Raw genomic sequence first — 15,857 nt, forward strand, 5'->3', positions numbered from 1 at the left:
CGTGATCGCAGCCGTCAGCGTCGTCTTGCCATGGTCCACGTGACCGATCGTGCCGATGTTCACGTGCGGCTTGCTGCGCTCGAACTTTTCCTTACCCATCCTGCTCAAACCCGACTAGAGAGCTGTACCGACGGAGAAAACGCGGCTGCCCAAAGATTTCGGGCCCGCGAGGGTAGCATTTCCGGGATCTGGAGCGGGTGACGGGAATCGAACCCGCATAGCCAGCTTGGAAGGCTGGAGCTCTACCATTGAGCTACACCCGCGCCCGCGCGACCATAAGGGCCGCCCCGCTTGGGGCGGAGGCCGGTCACGCCTGCATCCGCGACCAGGCTGCGCTGCAGGGAAAGTGGTGGAGGGGGTTGGATTTGAACCAACGTAGGGAAAACCCGGCAGATTTACAGTCTGCTGCCATTGACCGCTCGGCCACCCCTCCATGGGTGCTTCCTGCACCGCGCCTTGGCGACGGCACTATGGAAATTCGCGGGAAGAAGTCAACGAGAATGTTGCAGAGCACGCATCTGAAGACCTTGTCCCACGATCGCGAACCGGTACCGAAGTACGGGTCCGCTTGACGAAGCCTTGTTCCCTGCCCCATGAAGAGGCCGGAACCGGCCGCGTCGAACGCGGTGTAGCGCGTTCGTAACGAAACCGAGGACCGATGTCAAACCAAGATCGCCGTCGACCGTCAAATCGTGACCAGACACATCGTGATGGGGCACATCGTGATCAGGCACGGGCCGGCCGCAGCCGCGGACGGGGCGACCAGGGCAGCCGCGAGACCGGCGGCGGGCTGTGGTTCTACGGCCGCCACCCGGTCGAGGCGGCGCTGGCCAATCCGGCGCGCAGCCTGCACCGGCTGCTGGTCGCCGAACGGTCCGAAGCCGCAAGCGACCCGAAGCTTTCCGCCCTCGCCCGCCGCCGCGGCCTGCAGATCGAAACCGTGCCCCGGGCCGAGATCGACCGGCGCTTCGGCGAGGATGCCGTCCATCAGGGCCTGGCTTTGCAGCTCGCCCCCCTGCCCGAGCGCGATCTCGAGGCGACGCTCGCCGCCGTGCCCGAGGGTCCGGCGCTGATCGTGGTGCTGGACCAGGTGACCGACCCGCATAATGTGGGCGCGATCCTGCGGGCTGCCGCCGCCTTCGGGGCGGCGGCGGTGATCACCACCGAACGGCGGGCGGCGCCCGAAAGCGCCGTGCTCGCCAAGGCCGCCTCGGGCACGCTCGAACTCGTGCCGCTGGTCCAGATCGGCAACCTCGCCCGGGCGCTCGACGAGCTGAAGCGGCTGGGCTGGTGGTGCGTGGGCCTCGACGGCCATGCGACGCAGGATGTCCGCGCCGCCGGCCTGCCCGAACGACTGGCCCTGGTGATGGGCGCCGAAGGCCCGGGGCTGCGCCGGCTGACCCGCGAGACCTGCGACCTGCTGCTGCGCCTGCCGATCTCCGATCAGGTGGAAAGCCTGAACGTCGCCACCGCGACCGCCGTCGCCCTTTATGCGCTGGGCCCCGGCCGGGGCACATCGGGCGCCTGATCCAGCGCCCGGGGCGCCGCCCCGTCACGGGGCAGCCTCAACTCCACGGCGAGCCCGGGCATGGGCTCGCCGGGTGCCGTGTCGGACAGCACCAGCCGCCCGCCATGCAACCGGGCCACGGCATCGGCAAGTGCAAGCCCCAGGCCGCTTCCAGGCCGGCTGCGCGCCGGATCCAGCCGGGCATAGCGCTCCACCACCCGCGCGCGTTCCGCCGCTGGAACCCCCGCTCCGCGATCCTCCACCCTGATCACGATCCAGTCCCCGTTCGCCTCGGCGGCGAGGCGGATCGCGACCGGCCCGGCGCCGTGTTTCAGGCTGTTCTCCAGCAGATTGGCCACCGCCCGCTGCAGCAGCGCCCGGTCGCCCGGTCGGGTGATGTCGGGCGTGAGAACGCTGGTGACCGGCCGGCCCTCGTCCTCGAAGGGCAATTCGTAGATCTCGGCCAGTTCCGCGACCAGCGCCGAGATGTCGACCGGCGCCCAGGCGGTGCGGCCGGCGCCGCTTTCGGCGCGGGCGATGGTGGTCAGCGCCTCGAAGGTCTGGATCACCCGGTCGATTTCAGCCACTGCCTCGTCGAGCCCCGCGCGCGCCGCCTCGCCCTCGCCGCGCCCGACCGCCGCCGCCGCCTCTTCCGCCGAGACCCGAGCCCGGGCCAGCGGCCCGCGCAGGTCGTGGGCCATGGCGTCGGAGGCAAGCCTGCTTGCGGTCATCAGCCGGGCGATCTCGTCGAGCATCGCATTCACCGCATCCGCCAGACGGTCGTATTCATCGCCGCTGCCGGCCACCGGCAGTCGCTTCTCCATGTCGCCGGCCATGATCCGCCGCGCGGCCAGTGCCATCGCATCCACCCGGGCCAGCGACCGCCGGGCCAGGATCCAGCCGCCATAGAGCCCGAGCAGAAGCACCAGCCCCATCGACCAGGCCGAGGCTTCGGTCACCAGCTCGCGGAACCGGGCGCGCTCGGCCAGATCCCGGCCGACCAGCAGGCGGAAGCCACCCGCCAGCTGATAGACCCGGACCCGGGCGGTCCGGCCATCGGCCAGTTCGGCATCGATGGCGCCGTCGGCGGTCACCTCGGCGGCCCGCGGCCAGGCATCCAGCGTGCCCTCGATCGGCACGCCGTCGGGGGCCGCCAGCAGGTAGATGCCGCCCAGCCCCATACCGGGCGTGGCGCCCGGATTGGGCCCGGGCCGGCCGCGCGGCGCGCCGGATCGTGCCCGCACCACCTCGATCAGTCGGCCCAGCCCCTCGATCCGGTATTGTTCGGCCAGGCCCCGCACCTCGGCATCCAGGGTCTGGTCGATCTGCTGGTCGATCAGCGTCAGCGCCGCCCAGGTCACCGCACCCAGCACGATGCCGGTCGAGGCCACGAAAACCGCCAGATACATCGCAACGATGCGCGCGGCCGAGGTCCGACGCAGATGCCGGAACAGGCCGGCCGCATCAGCGGTCATCATGCTCTCCGTCGCCGCCGGCCGGCACCGGATCCTCCATGCCCAGCGAATAACCGCCGCCGCGATGGGTGCGGATCAGCGGCCGGCCGAAGCCCTTGTCGATCTTCTGGCGCAGCCGGCTGACATGGACCTCGACGACATTGGTCTGCGGTTCGAAATGGAAGTCCCAGACCCCTTCATAGAGCATGGCCCGGGTCACCACCTGGCCTTCGTGGCGCATCAGGAATTCGAGCAGCCGGTATTCCTGCGGCCTGAGGTCGATGGCGCGGCCGGCGCGGGTCACCCGCCTGGTGCGCAGATCGACCTCCAGATCCGCCACCACCAGTCGGTCGGTGGCGGTGGCCTGTACCGGGCGGCGGCCCAGCGCCTCGACCCGTGCGACCAGTTCCACGGCGGCGAAGGGTTTGGAGAGATAGTCGTCGCCGCCGGCCTTCAGCCCCCGCACCCGCTCGTCGACATGGGCCAGCGCCGACAGGATCAGCACCGGCACGCCCTGGCCGGCGCCGCGCAGCGCGCCCAGCACCGCCAGCCCGTCCAGCCCCGGCAGCATGCGGTCGAGCACGATCACGTCATAGCCGCCGCCGGTGGCGAGAAACAGCCCCTCGCGCCCGTCGGGTGCCCGGTCGACGACATGGCCGGCCTCGGTCAGCGCGCGCGTCGCCTGCTGGGCGGTGCGGTCGTCATCCTCGATGATCAGGATCTTCATGGGCCGGCATGTCCCGAAGCATTGAGCAGGAGAGTTCAGGGAAGGGTGTCGCAGGACCCGGTCAGAAGACGGAGCGGGCGGGCACCCCCGGAATGGTGGCACCCGCCCGCATCCCCCCGCAAGCATCGCATCTGCCCTGCGCTGCCCGCGGGTCTTGGATCCGGAGCGACCAGGAGGGAGGGTCAGCCGCTCCGGACGGCGTCATTCGGGCCGGTGCGCGGCCCGGACGACGTCAACCATGAACCCGTCCGGCGGTCACTTGATCTCGACCGCCACGAAGCGGCTCTCATTGCCCCGGGCGACCAGCAGCAGAATGTGGTCGCGCTTGCGGGCCCGGGCCTCGTCGATCAGCGCCGTCACCTGCGAGGGGCGGTCGACCGCGGTGCCGGCCACCTGTTCGATCACGTCGCCGGGGCGCAGCTCCGGGCCGGGGCCGGCATGGGGCCGCTTGTCGTCGCCTTTGGGCGGCAGCATGTCGACCACGGCCACGCCCTTGACGCTGTCGTCGATGCCCAGCCGCTGGCGCAGCCCGTCATCGATCGGGGCCAGGCGCACGCCCAACGCATCCACCGCCACACCGGCGCCCGGATCGGCATGATCGCCCTGCTGGTTGGCCGCCAGATCCTGCGGACGCTCGCCCAGGCGGATGCGGATCTCCTTCTCGTCGCCCTGGCGCTTCACCGCCAGCCCGACCCGGTCGCCCGGCTGCAGATCGCCCACCTTGCGGGTCAGGTCGCGGGCATCCTTCACCGGCTGGCCGTCGATCTGCACCACCACATCGCCGCGTTCCAGCCCGGCATCGCCCGCCGGGCTGCCGGGCAGCACCCGGGCGACCAGCGCGCCTTCGGGCTTGTCCATGCCCAGCGCCTCGGCGATTTCAGGCGTCAGCGGCTGGATTTCCACACCCAGCCAGCCGCGGGAGATGCTGCCGCTTTCCTTCAGCTGCGCCACCACCTTGGTCGCGATATTGGCGGGGATCGAAAAGCCGATGCCGACCGACCCGCCATTGGGGCTGTAGATGGCGGTGTTGATGCCGATCACCTTGCCGCTTTCGTCGAAGACCGGGCCACCGCTGTTGCCGCGGTTGATCGCGGCATCGATCTGCAGGAAATCGTCATAGGGGCCGGCATTGATGTCGCGGTTGCGGGCCGAGACGATGCCGGCGGTCACCGTGCCGCCCAGGCCGAAGGGGTTGCCGACCGCCAGCACCCAGTCGCCCACCCGGGCGGCGTCGCTGTCGCCGAACTGAACCGCCGGCAGGTCGTGGCCGGCCTCGATCTTCAGCAGCGCAAGGTCGGTCAGCGGGTCGCGCCCCACCAGCTTGGCGGTGTACTGGCTCTTGTCTTCCAGCGTGACCTTGATTTCCGTGGCGCCGTCGATGACGTGGTTGTTGGTCACGACATAGCCCGAGGGATCGATGATGAAGCCCGATCCCAGCGCATTCACCACCTGGGGATGGGTCGGCTGCTGGCCCTGCATGAAGGGTTCGAAGAAGCGGCGGAAGGGGGAGTTCTCGGGCAGGTCGAAGGGCAGCATCTGCTCGGGCCCGCTCGGCTGCTGCACCTCCTGGGTGGTGGAGATGTTCACCACCGCCGGCATCACCTTCTCGGCCAGCGGCGCGAAGCTTTCGGGCAGCGAAGCGGCATTGGCGGGCACCGGCGCGATCACCGTGCCGCCGACGGCGGCCAGCGGCAGGGCAAGCGCCACACCGGCCATCAGCCCGGCGCCATAGCGGCGCAGGCGGTTGGCGTGGCGGCGGGCGGCGAAATCGCGGGTGCGGATCGCGGCCGGCTGGGGAAGCTGTTCGGTCATGGCGTCAGATCCTCGGTCAGTGCAGCCTGTCCCCGTCGGGGAGGAGCGTTGGGGAAGCAGAGAGGGGGAAGACCTCTCCCCGGCTGCGTCGTCGAGGATCATTCAAGCAGCCGGGCCCTCACCGCCGGATGTCAGGAACATGAACGCCCGTTCATCTTTCCGACCTTCGTAGCCTTGTCCCGATCACCGTCACGCGGTATGTAGTGCGGGTGCCGTCGCGCACAGGCTGTACCCGGCCCCGGCCGGGACGCGTCCCGGGCCCGATGCGGCGCCGGCTGCCGGATTAGCTCAATTGGTAGAGCACCCGCCTTGTAAGCGGAAGGTTGTGGGTTCAAGTCCCCCATCCGGCACCAGCGCGGCCCGCCCCCGGCCCCATGCCCTGCTGGCACCTTGCCCTGCCCGGCGCATGCCGCGACCATCTCCCCACCGCTCCGGTTACCGGCTTTACACAGCCTTTTCGGGAACGTCACTTAACCTGTGATGTCCGTCACTTCGCGTGCGTCCGCCGTTTCCTATAGTGGCTTGCGTAGCCGTGATGCCGGCGGCAGCTCCCACTCCCCGGCATCCCGTCCATTCTGGCGCCCGTGCCCGGATGGACCCTACCCGATTGGTGCTGATGCTTGACTTGAGCCCCGCCCGGCGCGTCCGCGTGCCTTGCGGGGCTTTCTTTTTGTCCTGACGCCGCCTGCGCTTCACCGCAACGCAACAATGTGTTGTGCACTGCGGGCGGGCGGCCGGATCCACAGCCGGCACAACCTGCCCGATTCTTAGGCAGCCCCTGAACGACTCGGATGGAGTCAGGGGGTTGGACTCGTTGTCCACAGACTTCTCCACCAGAACGGGGGAAAAGCTGGAGGCTTCCAGCGGACCGCAGGCGCAGCTAGTCTGAGGGGATGAGTGATCGTTCCATCGAACCGGGCGCCACCGGTACCCATCCGACCCGCTGGCTGATGACCCATTACGGGCCCTATCAGGCCGGCCTGGACGCGGCCGGCCGGCCGCAGCTTGCGCCCGATCCCGCGGATCCGGCGCCGACGCCGCTTGGCCTGGCGCTGGCGGAGGTGGATCACCGGCTGCGCATCCGCCGCCCCGCCGCCCGCCGCACCTGGCTTGCGGCGGTGGAAGCGGGCCACGATCCGGAGGGGACCGGGCACGGCGAGGCCCCCTTCGTGGAACTGCCCTGGGACGAGGCGCTGGATCTGGCCGCCGCGGAACTCGCCCGCATCCATCGCGACCACGGCCCCACCGCCATCTATGGCGGCAGCTATGGCTGGGGCTCCGCCGGCTGGTTCCACCGTGCCCGCGCCCAGCTGCACCGGCTGCTGGCCGCCGTCGGCGGCTTCACCATGGGGGTCGGCACCTATTCCCACGGTGCCGCCGAACGGATGATCCCGCATGTTCTGGGGCTGGATTTCGCCGCCGCCGGCGCCGCCGCCCCCGACTGGGACGAGATCGCGACCACGACCGACATCCTGTTGAGCTTCGGCGGCATCCCGCTGCGCAACACCCAGCTCGACTGGGGCGGCATTCCCGGCCACCGGGTGGGTGCCGCGCTGGAACGCGCGCTCGATCGCGGCCTCGACATGGTCACCGTGGCGCCGATGGCCGATGATGCGGCCGCGGCCGGCCGGGCCCGATGGCTCCGCATCCGCCCCGGCACCGATGTCGCGCTGATCCTGGCCCTGCTGCATGTGCTGGTCAGCGAGGGGCTGATCGACCGGCCGGCCTTGGACCGGCTCACCCATGGCTGGCCGGTGCTGGAAGCCCATATCCTGGGCCGCGACGGCACGCCGCCCAAAACCCCGGCCTGGGCGGCCGGCATTACGGGCATCGCGGATGCCGCCATCGCCGCCCTTGCCCGGAATCTCGCCGGCCGCCGGGCGGTGATCGCCATGGCCTGGGGCGTGCAGCGCCACCAGAACGGCGAGATGGCGGTCTGGGCCGCCCATGCCCTGGCGGCGGCGCTGGGCCAGATCGGCCTGCCCGGGGGAGGGGTCGGCATCGGCTATGGCGCCGGCGGCGGCTTCGGCCTGCCCCAGACCGGGCGCCGGCCGGGGCTGATCGGGGCCTTGCCCAACCCCAACGGCATGGAGGTGCCGGTCTCGCGCTTCGCCGACATCCTGCTCGCCCCCGGCGCCACCATCGATCACGACGGCCGCCGGATCACCGCCCCCGATATCCGGCTGGTCTGGTGGGCAGGCGGCAACCCCTTCCACCATCACCAGGATCTGAACCGGCTGATCCGCGCCTGGGCGGTGCCGCGCACGATCATCGTGCAGGACATGGTCTGGACCCAGGCCGCCCGCCGCGCCGATCTGGTCCTGCCCGCCACCGGGCCGCTGGAACGCGCCGATATCGCGGGCGGCCTGCAGGGCCCCACGATCATCGCCGCCAATGCGCTGGTGCCGCCGGTGGCGGAGGCCCGCGACGATCATGCCATCCTGGCGGCCATCGCCGACCGGCTGGGCTGCCGGGCCGCCTTCGATGACGGGCTCGACGCCGAAGCCTGGCTCGCGCGGCTCTGGGATCGCGCCCGCAATGGCGCCCCCAACCTGCCCGATCTGCCCGACCTGCCCGATCTGGCCGGCCTGCGCACCCTGGGGCGGATCGGCCCCGCCCCCCTGCCCGATGCCGCCCGACAGCGCGCCGGCAGGCTCGCCCATTTCCGTGCCGACCCGGAGGCCGGGAAGCTGCCGACACCCTCGGGGCGCATCGAACTGGCGTCGGACAGGATCGCGGCCATGGGGCTTTCGGGCCATCCCTGCTGGCAGCCGCCGGCCGAATGGGCGGGCAGCGAGCTCACCGCCCGTTTCCCCCTGCATCTGCTGTCGCCCCAGCCGGCGACGCGGCTGCACGGCCAGCTGGACCATGCCGCCCCGTCGCTTGCGGCCAAGCATGACGGGCGCGAGCGGGTGATGCTGCATCCCGATGATGCCGCCGCCCGCGGCATTGCCGACGGCGACTGCGTGATGATCTGGAATGATCGCGGTGCCTGCCTTGCCGCGGCCCGCCTTTCCACCGACATCATGCCCGGCGTGGCGGCCCTGCCGACCGGCGCCTGGTATGATCCCTCTCCCACCCTGAAGGATGCCGCCGGCCGGCCGGTCTGCCGCCACGGCAATCCCAACCTGCTCACCCGCGATGCCGGCTCTTCGCCGATCGCCCAGGCGCCGGCCGCCCAGACCTGTCTGGTCGACATCCGGCGCGTCGATCCGGCCACCGCCGCCGCGGAACGCCCCAGCCCCCATGAAGGCCCGATGTTCGCAGATCGAGACACCGTAACGACCGCCAGCCCCGACACCGGACCCGCCGCATGAGCCGAGGCATGCGCCGCGGCGGGGGCCTGCCCGCCGATCTGCCGCCGGCACCGGTGGAGCGGCCGCAATTCGCCGCCGCCCGCGACCTGCTGCCCTATCTCTGGCCCCGCGGCCGCACCGACATGAAGATGCGGGTGGTGTTCGCTTTGCTGGCGCTGGTCGGTGCCAAGGCGGCGATGCTGACCGTGCCGCTGTTCTACAAACAGGCGGTCGATGCGCTGGGCACCGGGGCCGGCACGGCCGCGACCGCGGTCACCGTGCCGGTGATGCTGATCCTGGCCTATGGCGTGGCGCGCCTGGCCGGCCAGGCGCTGGGCGATGTCCGCGATGCGGTCTTCGCCCGCGTCGCGCAGAACGCGACCCGCGCCGCCGGGCTCGACGTCTTCCGCCATCTGCATCGGCTGAGCCTGCGCTTCCATCTGGAGCGGCGCACCGGGGCGCTGGCGCGCGCCATCGAGCGCGGCGTCCAGGGCATCCAGTTCCTGCTGTCGACGGTGCTGTTCAGCATCGTGCCGACGCTGATCGAACTCTGCCTGGTCGCGGTGGTGCTCTGGCGGCTCTATGACTGGCGCTTCGCGGCGGTGACGCTCGCCACCGTCGGCATCTATGTCGCCTTCACCATCCGGGTCTCGGAGCTGCGCGTCGTTCATCGCCGGGTGATGAACGAACGCGACCAGGAAGCCGGCGGCCGGGCGATGGACAGTCTGCTCAACTATGAAACGGTGAAGTATTTCGGGGCCGAGACCCGCGAGGCGGAGCGCTATGACCGTGCGCTCGCCGCCTATGAAACCGCGGCGGTCCGCGCCCAGCTGTCGCTGTCCGGTCTCAATGTCGGCCAGGGGCTGATCATCGCCTCAGGGCTGGTCGCGATCATGCTGCTGGCGGCAAGCGGCATCGCCGACGGCAGCATGACCATCGGCGATTTCGTCGCGGTGAACGCCTATCTGATCCAGCTTTATGTGCCGCTGAACGTGCTGGGCTTCGTCTACCGGCAGCTGCGCCAGTCGCTGACCGATATGGAGACCATGTTCTCGCTGGCGGCGGTGGCGCCAGAGGTCGCCGATCGCCCGGACGCCCCGCCGCTTAAGGTCACCGGCGGCGAGATCCGGTTCGAAGACGTCGTCTTCGGCTATGATCCGCGCCGGCCGATCCTGAAGGGGTTGCGCTTCACCGCCCGCGCCGGCAGCACCGTCGCCATCGTCGGCCCCTCGGGCGCCGGCAAATCCACGGTCTCGCGGCTGATGTTCCGCTTCTTCGACCCCGGCTCCGGCCGGATCCTGATCGATGGCCAGGAGATCGGGGCCGTCGCCCAGGAAAGCCTGCGGGCCGCGATCGGCATGGTTCCGCAGGATCCCGTGCTGTTCAACGACACGCTGGGCTACAACGTCGCCTATGGCCGCCCCGATGCCACGCCCGACGAGATCCGCACCGTGCTCGACCGCGCGGCGCTGGGGCCCCTGCTCGCCAGCCTGCCCGACGGGCTGGAAACCCGGGTGGGCGAACGCGGGCTGAAGCTTTCAGGCGGAGAGAAGCAGCGGGTGGCGATCGCCCGCGCCCTGCTGAAAGATCCGCCGATCCTGATCTTCGACGAGGCGACATCGGCCCTCGACACCCGCACCGAGGCCGCGATCCGCGACGGGCTGGCGCTGGCCGGGCGCGGCCGCACCATGCTGGTCATCGCCCATCGCCTGTCGACCATCGTCGATGCCGATCTGATCGTGGTGATGGAAGACGGCCGGGCGGTCGAACAGGGCCGCCATGACGAGCTGGTCGCCGCTGGCGGGCTTTATGCCCGGCTTTGGGCGCAGCAGAGTGCCGAGCCCGAGGCGGTCGAACGAGGATCATCGGAAGAGGCGGCATCATGACCCGACGCACAAAGACCGCGTCTTTTCCCGAGGTCGCCGTGGCCAAAAGCCCGATGCGCATCACCACCCTGCTGGTGGTCGGCCTGGTCTGGATCGCCGCCTGTGCCTGGTTCGCGGTCCAGGGGCTCAGCGGCGCGATCGAGGATCCGGCGGCGCTGCTGGTATTCTCGGCCCTGCTCGCCGGCATCGCCGGGATGCTGGTCTGGACGGTGATCGATCTCGTCCGCCACCCGGGGCCGGTGATGGTGCTGGCGAAGGACGGGCTGATCGCGCCCTTCCTCGGCAGCGACCGGCCGATTCCCTGGGCGGATGTCCAGATGCGCCGCTCGGCGCTCGGCGCCTGGTTCATGGGCATCGTACTCGCGGTCAGGATCGATCCCACCATCCATACCGGCCGCCCCGGCCCCGCCCGGCTGTTCGGCCCGCGGGGCCGGCGGCTCGACGACGGCCGGGTCGAGGTCGACATCGCCCTGCCCAACATCTTTGCCGGCGGGCGCGAGAAGGTCATTGCGATGATCATGCAGCGCCATGTGCCGGCGGCGCTGGCCGCGGCGGGCATCCCGCCCGGCGGCAGGAAGCGCTGAGGCAACCGGGAGACGTCGGGAAGCCGGATATGTCCCGAAGCCGGATACGTCCGGAAGCCGGATACGTCCCGAAGTATGTGCTGCATTGCAAAAGGCGCATTGGGCAAACGCCGCCTGCGGGCCTAACTTTCAGTCATCGAACACGACCGCTCCGGCGCGGCGCCCGACAGTCACGGACGCCCCGGAGCCGACTGAAACCGGAGCCTCACCCCATGGCCGCCACCAAGATCGCCCAGGTCCCCTCTCAGGACGAAATCGACGCGCTGATCCGCGAAGCCCGCCAGATGCGCGCCCGCGCCTTCGCCCGGTCGATCGAAAACCTCTTCGCCCGCATCGGCCGCCTGTTCGGCGGTCACCAGGGCACCAATGGCGGCCTCGCCGCCCGCTGACCGGATCTCCCTTCCGGCAGTTCCCACGCCCCCGCATATCCGTGCTGCAGCGCAGCATATCCCGGACGTCGTGCCGTCGGTTCGGGGACTTGCCACAGCCCGGTCTCGACCATGAGGCGCCGACCCGTTAAGGTCGGCGCCTCATGTCGTTCGGGGCCCGGATACCGGGTGCCACAGTGTTTCGGGAAGGTCAGACAGTGGCATCGGATACCCCCCGCGCCGCAACCGACGCCACGATCGATCGCACGACCCGCCGCCGCGCCATGGCGGCACTGGTGCTGACCGTCACCTTCTGGTCGTTCAACTTCGTGGTCGGCCGGGCGGTCGCCGGGCAGATCCCGCCGCTGACCCTGTCTTTCCTGCGCTGGTTCTTCGCCTTCCTGCTGTTCAGCCTGATCGCCTGGCCGCATGTCCTGCGCGACCGGTCGGGCCTGATCCGGGCCTGGCCCAAGCTGCTGCTGATGGGGCTGACCTCGGTCGCCGGCTACAACACCTTCGTCTATCTGGCGCTGGAGCGGACCACCGCGATCAACGCCGTCATCCTGAACGCCACCATGCCGATCGCGATCGCGGTGATGGCGGCGCTGGCCGGCGTCGACCGGCTGGGCCGCAACCAGCTGGCCGGGATCGTCGTCTCCTTCTGCGGCGTCGCCTATATCGTCGCCGGCGGCGACCCCATGGCGCTGCTGCATCTGAAGATCGGCGCGGGCGATCTGTGGATTCTGGGCGCCACGCTGTCCTGGGGCGTCTATTCGGTGGCGCTGCGCTTCAAGCCGGCCTGGCTGCACCCCTTTTCGCTGCTCTGGGCCAATATGCTGATCGGCATGCTGGCGCTCAGCCCGCTGGCGCTGACCGAAGTGCTCGACGGCCGCCTGCCGGTGGTCTCGGCGACCACGGTGGCGGCGATCGCCTATGTCGCGATCTTCCCCTCGATCATCGCCTATATCCTGTGGAACGGCGCGGTGGCGAAGATCGGCCCCAATCGCGCCGGGCTGTTCATGCATCTGATGCCGATCCTGACGCCGGTCTGGAGCATGCTGTTCCTGGGCGAAAGGCTGGGGCCCCATCATCTGGTCGGCGGCATCGCCATCCTGGCCGGGCTGGTGCTCACCACCAGGACACCCCGGGCCGCCCGCGGCTGACCGGGGGGCACCCTGTCGCTGAATGGGTGATCCGCCACCGGAGCCGGGCCGTATAGTGACGTGAACCCTGCCGGACATGCCGGCATGCCTGCCACGTCCCTGCCCCGCCGAGGCCCGATGACCGACCGTCCCCTGATCGTCTGGTTCCGCCAGGATCTGCGCATCGCCGACAACCCGGCGCTTCATCGCGCATCCCGGAGCGGCAGCCGGCTGGTCTGCGTCTATGTCCATGAAGACGACGATCCCGCCCATGACGACGTGCCGGCGCCGCGGCCGCTCGGCGGTGCGGCGCGCTGGTGGCTGCATCAATCGCTCCTGGCGCTCGACGGCGATCTGCGGGCGATCGGCGGCCGGCTGCTGCTGCTGAAGGGGCCGGCCGCGCGCGAGATCCCGGGGCTCGCCCGCCGGATCGGGGCCGGGGCCGTGCTGGTCAACCGGGTCTATGATCCCGAAGGCGCCGCCCGCGACCGGGCCATCGCCGAACGCCTCAAGGCCGATGGCATCCACATGGCCGGGCACAACGCCCTGCTGCTCCACGAGCCCTGGACCATCGAGACGAAGACCGGCGGCCCCTATCAGGTCTTCACCCCCTTCTGGCGCGCCGCCCGCGACAAGGGAGAGATCCCGCCGCCGCTGGCCGCACCCGACCGGCTGGACCTGGTCGAAGACGCGCCGGAAGGCGTGCCGCTCGTCTCTCTGAACCTGCTGCCGCGGATCGACTGGGCGGGCGGCATCGCCGCCAGCTGGACGCCCGGATCCGCCGGCGCCCGCGACCGTCTGGCCGGCTTCCTGAACCGCGCCCTCACCGGCTACAAGCCCGATCGCGACCGGCCGGCGGGGGAGACGACCTCCCGGCTGTCGCCGCATCTGCGCTTCGGCGAGATCGGCCCGCGCACGGTCTGGCATGCCGTCCACCATGCGATCGAAGCCCAGGGGCTGGAAGGGCCGGCGCGGGCCTCGGCCGACACCTTCCTCACCGAGCTGGGCTGGCGCGAATTCAGCTATCACCTGCTGCATCATTTCCCGCATCTGCCGGCACGCGACCTTAAAGAGACGCTGACCGGCTTTCCCTGGCGAGAGGATGCCGCGGCACTCGATGCCTGGCAGCGCGGCCGGACCGGTTATCCGATCGTCGATGCCGGCATGCGCCAGCTCTGGCACACCGGCTGGATGCACAACCGGGTGCGGATGGTGGTCGCCTCCTTCCTGGTCAAGCATCTGATGATCTGGTGGAAGCCGGGCGAGGCCTGGTTCTGGGACACGCTGGTCGATGCCGATCCAGCCAGCAACACCGCCAGCTGGCAATGGTCGGCCGGCACCGGCGCCGATGCCGCCCCCTATTTCCGGATCTTCAACCCGGTGCTGCAGGGCGAGCGGTTCGACGGCGACGGCGCCTATGTCCGCCGCTGGGTGCCCGAGCTTGCAAAACTGCCCGACCGCTATCTGCACAAACCCTGGACGGCCCCCGCCTCCGTCCTCGCCACCGCCGGCATCAGGCCCGGCCAGACCTATCCCGCCCCGATCGTCGATCACGATCAGGCCCGCGAGCGTGCGCTTGCGGGATATGCGCGGACCCGCAAGGAGTGAGCCGGATGTACGGTCTGAACGAGATCGAGCAGGCGGGCGGGACCGCCGAACGCCTTCGGCCGGTGGCGGTGATCGGCGCCGGCGGGGCCGGGCTGGCCGCCGCCTGGGCACTGGCCCGGTCCGGCCGGCCGGTGACGCTGATGGAGCGCGAGCCCCGTGCCGGCGGCCACATCAACACCATCGATGCCGGCCCGGCGCTGGGCAGCCCGCATCCGGTGCCGGTCGATACCGGCTTCATCGTCTATAACGAGCGCAACTACCCCAATCTGGTCCGGCTGTTCGGGGCGCTCGACACCGAAACCGCCGCCAGCGACATGTCGTTTTCGGTCAGCCTGGCGGGGGGCGCTTATGAATATCGCGGCAGTGCCGGCGGGCTGTTCGCCGCCCGCCGCAACCTGATCGACATGGGCCATTGGCGGATGCTGCGCGACATGCACCGCTTCAACCGCCAGGCCCCGGCGCTCGCCGTCGACGGCACCGAAAGCCTGGGGCGGTTCCTCGACCGCAACGGCTTCTCGACCGATTTCGCCCGCCGCTATCTGCTGCCGATGGGGGCGGCGATCTGGTCGGCGCCGATCGCGACCCTACTGGAGTTTCCGGCGGAAAGCTTCGTGCGCTTCTTCCGCAACCATGCCCTGCTCGACTATCGCGGCCGGCCGGTCTGGCGCACGGTGGCCGGCGGCACGCGCAGCTATGCCGATCGGGTCCTGGCCCATCCGCTGATCACGCTCGAAACCTCGGCGGGGGCGGAGGCGGTGATCCGCAGCCCGGCCGGGCCGATGGTGAAATGCCGCGGCCGCATGGCCGAGACCTTCTCGGCCGTCATCCTCGCCACCCATGCCGACGAGGCGCTGGCCCTGCTCGACCGGCCCGATGCCGCCGAGCGCCGGGTTCTGGGGGCCTTCGGCTACCAGCCCAACCGGGCGGTGCTGCACCGCGACCCCCGGCTGATGCCCCGCCGCCGCCGGGCCTGGGCGTCCTGGAACTATCTGGGGCATACCGACGGCAGCGGCGCCGAACAGCTGGCGGTCAGCTACTGGATGAACCGGTTGCAGCCGCTTGCGACCGACACCGACATCTTCGTCACGCTCAACCCGCCGGTGGAGCCGCGCGACATCATCGCCGACATCACCTATGCCCATCCGGTCTTCGATGCCGCCGCCATCGCCGCCCAGCCGGCCCTGGCAGGTCTTCAGGGTGCTGGCGGCGTCTGGTTCGCCGGGGCGCATTTCGGCTTCGGCTTCCACGAGGATGCCTGCGCCAGCGGCCTGGCGGCGGCGGTGATGGCCGGCGCCGATCTGCCCTGGCCGGAGCTGCTGGGCGAGGCGACCCTGCGCCGCCTGCCGGCCCTGACCACCCTGCCCGCGCAGATCGAGGCCCGCAGCCGCAGCTGGGCCCTGGCTGCGGAATAGACGGCACTCCCGACGACGCCACGTCTGGATTTGTCCGCGCATTGCCCCCATCCTGAACCCG

The 15,857-nt window shown here is 70.5% G+C and carries 12 protein-coding genes and 3 tRNA genes; 9 read left to right on the plus strand and 6 right to left on the minus strand.

From position 1 onward, the window contains the following. The 3 genes from CMO28_RS15915 to CMO28_RS15925 all read right to left on the minus strand — a co-directional run. On the minus strand, positions 1-99 hold a 99-nt coding region (locus tag CMO28_RS15915; RefSeq protein ID WP_296715103.1), incomplete at its 3' end, for a GTP-binding protein. A 90-nt stretch (positions 100-189) separates the two neighbouring features. Further along, positions 190-263 (minus strand) — tRNA-Gly (locus tag CMO28_RS15920). An 84-nt stretch (positions 264-347) separates the two neighbouring features. After that, positions 348-433 (minus strand) — tRNA-Tyr (locus CMO28_RS15925). A 225-nt stretch (positions 434-658) separates the two neighbouring features. On the opposite strand from CMO28_RS15925, the gene rlmB reads away from it, so the two are divergent. Further along, positions 659-1,528: a 23S rRNA (guanosine(2251)-2'-O)-methyltransferase RlmB gene (gene rlmB / locus CMO28_RS15930; protein ID WP_296715132.1), complete on the plus strand. Its 870-nt coding sequence runs from the start codon at positions 659-661 to the stop codon at positions 1,526-1,528. Here rlmB and CMO28_RS15935 read toward each other — a convergent pair. From CMO28_RS15935 to CMO28_RS15945, 3 genes are all read right to left on the minus strand, one after another. Continuing rightward, positions 1,489-2,985 (minus strand): sensor histidine kinase, encoded by a 1,497-nt coding sequence (locus tag CMO28_RS15935; protein ID WP_296715134.1) that lies wholly within the window; start codon positions 2,983-2,985, stop codon positions 1,489-1,491. The two genes, rlmB and CMO28_RS15935, sit on opposite strands and share 40 nt — an antisense overlap. After that, the gene (locus CMO28_RS15940) at positions 2,972-3,688 is read right to left on the minus strand and encodes a response regulator transcription factor (protein ID WP_014746165.1); all 717 of its coding nucleotides are present in this window, start codon (positions 3,686-3,688) and stop codon (positions 2,972-2,974) included. Before CMO28_RS15940 ends, CMO28_RS15935 begins: the two co-directional genes overlap by 14 nt. 255 nt (positions 3,689-3,943) lie before the next feature. Beyond that, positions 3,944-5,500: a DegQ family serine endoprotease gene (locus CMO28_RS15945; RefSeq protein ID WP_296715142.1), complete on the minus strand. Its 1,557-nt coding sequence runs from the start codon at positions 5,498-5,500 to the stop codon at positions 3,944-3,946. Positions 5,501-5,777: 277 nt separating this feature from the next. On the opposite strand from CMO28_RS15945, the gene CMO28_RS15950 reads away from it, so the two are divergent. The 8 genes from CMO28_RS15950 (at position 5,778) to CMO28_RS15985 (ending at position 15,796) form a co-directional block, all read left to right on the plus strand. Beyond that, positions 5,778-5,853: transfer RNA gene (locus tag CMO28_RS15950), tRNA-Thr, on the plus strand. Positions 5,854-6,393: 540 nt separating this feature from the next. Next, positions 6,394-8,817, plus strand: a complete 2,424-nt coding sequence (locus CMO28_RS15955; RefSeq protein ID WP_296715144.1) for a molybdopterin-dependent oxidoreductase — start codon at positions 6,394-6,396, stop codon at positions 8,815-8,817. After that, positions 8,814-10,682 carry an ABCB family ABC transporter ATP-binding protein/permease gene (locus tag CMO28_RS15960; protein WP_296715146.1) on the plus strand — a complete coding sequence of 623 codons (1,869 nt, stop codon included), beginning with the start codon at positions 8,814-8,816 and terminating at the stop codon, positions 10,680-10,682. Before CMO28_RS15955 ends, CMO28_RS15960 begins: the two co-directional genes overlap by 4 nt. Next, the gene (locus tag CMO28_RS15965) at positions 10,679-11,266 is read left to right on the plus strand and encodes a hypothetical protein (RefSeq protein WP_296715148.1); all 588 of its coding nucleotides are present in this window, start codon (positions 10,679-10,681) and stop codon (positions 11,264-11,266) included. The genes CMO28_RS15960 and CMO28_RS15965 overlap by 4 nt, the downstream gene beginning before the upstream one ends. 212 nt (positions 11,267-11,478) lie before the next feature. Then, positions 11,479-11,655: an RSP_7527 family protein gene (locus tag CMO28_RS15970; protein WP_296715150.1), complete on the plus strand. Its 177-nt coding sequence runs from the start codon at positions 11,479-11,481 to the stop codon at positions 11,653-11,655. A gap of 197 nt (positions 11,656-11,852) precedes the next feature. Beyond that, the gene (locus CMO28_RS15975; RefSeq protein WP_062767522.1) at positions 11,853-12,797 is read left to right on the plus strand and encodes a DMT family transporter; all 945 of its coding nucleotides are present in this window, start codon (positions 11,853-11,855) and stop codon (positions 12,795-12,797) included. A gap of 117 nt (positions 12,798-12,914) precedes the next feature. After that, positions 12,915-14,384, plus strand: coding sequence for a cryptochrome/photolyase family protein (locus tag CMO28_RS15980; RefSeq protein ID WP_296715152.1), 1,470 nt, complete (start codon positions 12,915-12,917; stop codon positions 14,382-14,384). 5 nt (positions 14,385-14,389) lie between these two features. Then, positions 14,390-15,796, plus strand: coding sequence for an NAD(P)/FAD-dependent oxidoreductase (locus CMO28_RS15985; RefSeq protein WP_296715153.1), 1,407 nt, complete (start codon positions 14,390-14,392; stop codon positions 15,794-15,796). Positions 15,797-15,857: the final 61 nt, after the last annotated feature.

This window comes from Tistrella sp., assembly GCF_002684955.1.
In the GTDB taxonomy this organism is placed as follows: domain Bacteria; phylum Pseudomonadota; class Alphaproteobacteria; order Tistrellales; family Tistrellaceae; genus Tistrella; species Tistrella mobilis.

Bases quoted from the DNA above. Each gene is read 5' to 3' on its own strand.
- CMO28_RS15970 (WP_296715150.1), top strand. From the start codon at position 11,479: ATGGCCGCCACCAAGATCGCCCAGGTCCCCTCTCAGGACGAAATCGAC.
- CMO28_RS15960 (WP_296715146.1), top strand. From the start codon at position 8,814: ATGAGCCGAGGCATGCGCCGCGGCGGGGGCCTGCCCGCCGATCTGCCG.
- CMO28_RS15935 (WP_296715134.1), bottom strand. From the start codon at position 2,985: ATGATGACCGCTGATGCGGCCGGCCTGTTCCGGCATCTGCGTCGGACC.
- CMO28_RS15965 (WP_296715148.1), top strand. From the start codon at position 10,679: ATGACCCGACGCACAAAGACCGCGTCTTTTCCCGAGGTCGCCGTGGCC.
- CMO28_RS15955 (WP_296715144.1), top strand. From the start codon at position 6,394: ATGAGTGATCGTTCCATCGAACCGGGCGCCACCGGTACCCATCCGACC.
- CMO28_RS15940 (WP_014746165.1), bottom strand. From the start codon at position 3,688: ATGAAGATCCTGATCATCGAGGATGACGACCGCACCGCCCAGCAGGCG.
- rlmB (WP_296715132.1), top strand. From the start codon at position 659: ATGTCAAACCAAGATCGCCGTCGACCGTCAAATCGTGACCAGACACAT.
- CMO28_RS15980 (WP_296715152.1), top strand. From the start codon at position 12,915: ATGACCGACCGTCCCCTGATCGTCTGGTTCCGCCAGGATCTGCGCATC.
- CMO28_RS15945 (WP_296715142.1), bottom strand. From the start codon at position 5,500: ATGACCGAACAGCTTCCCCAGCCGGCCGCGATCCGCACCCGCGATTTC.
- CMO28_RS15985 (WP_296715153.1), top strand. From the start codon at position 14,390: ATGTACGGTCTGAACGAGATCGAGCAGGCGGGCGGGACCGCCGAACGC.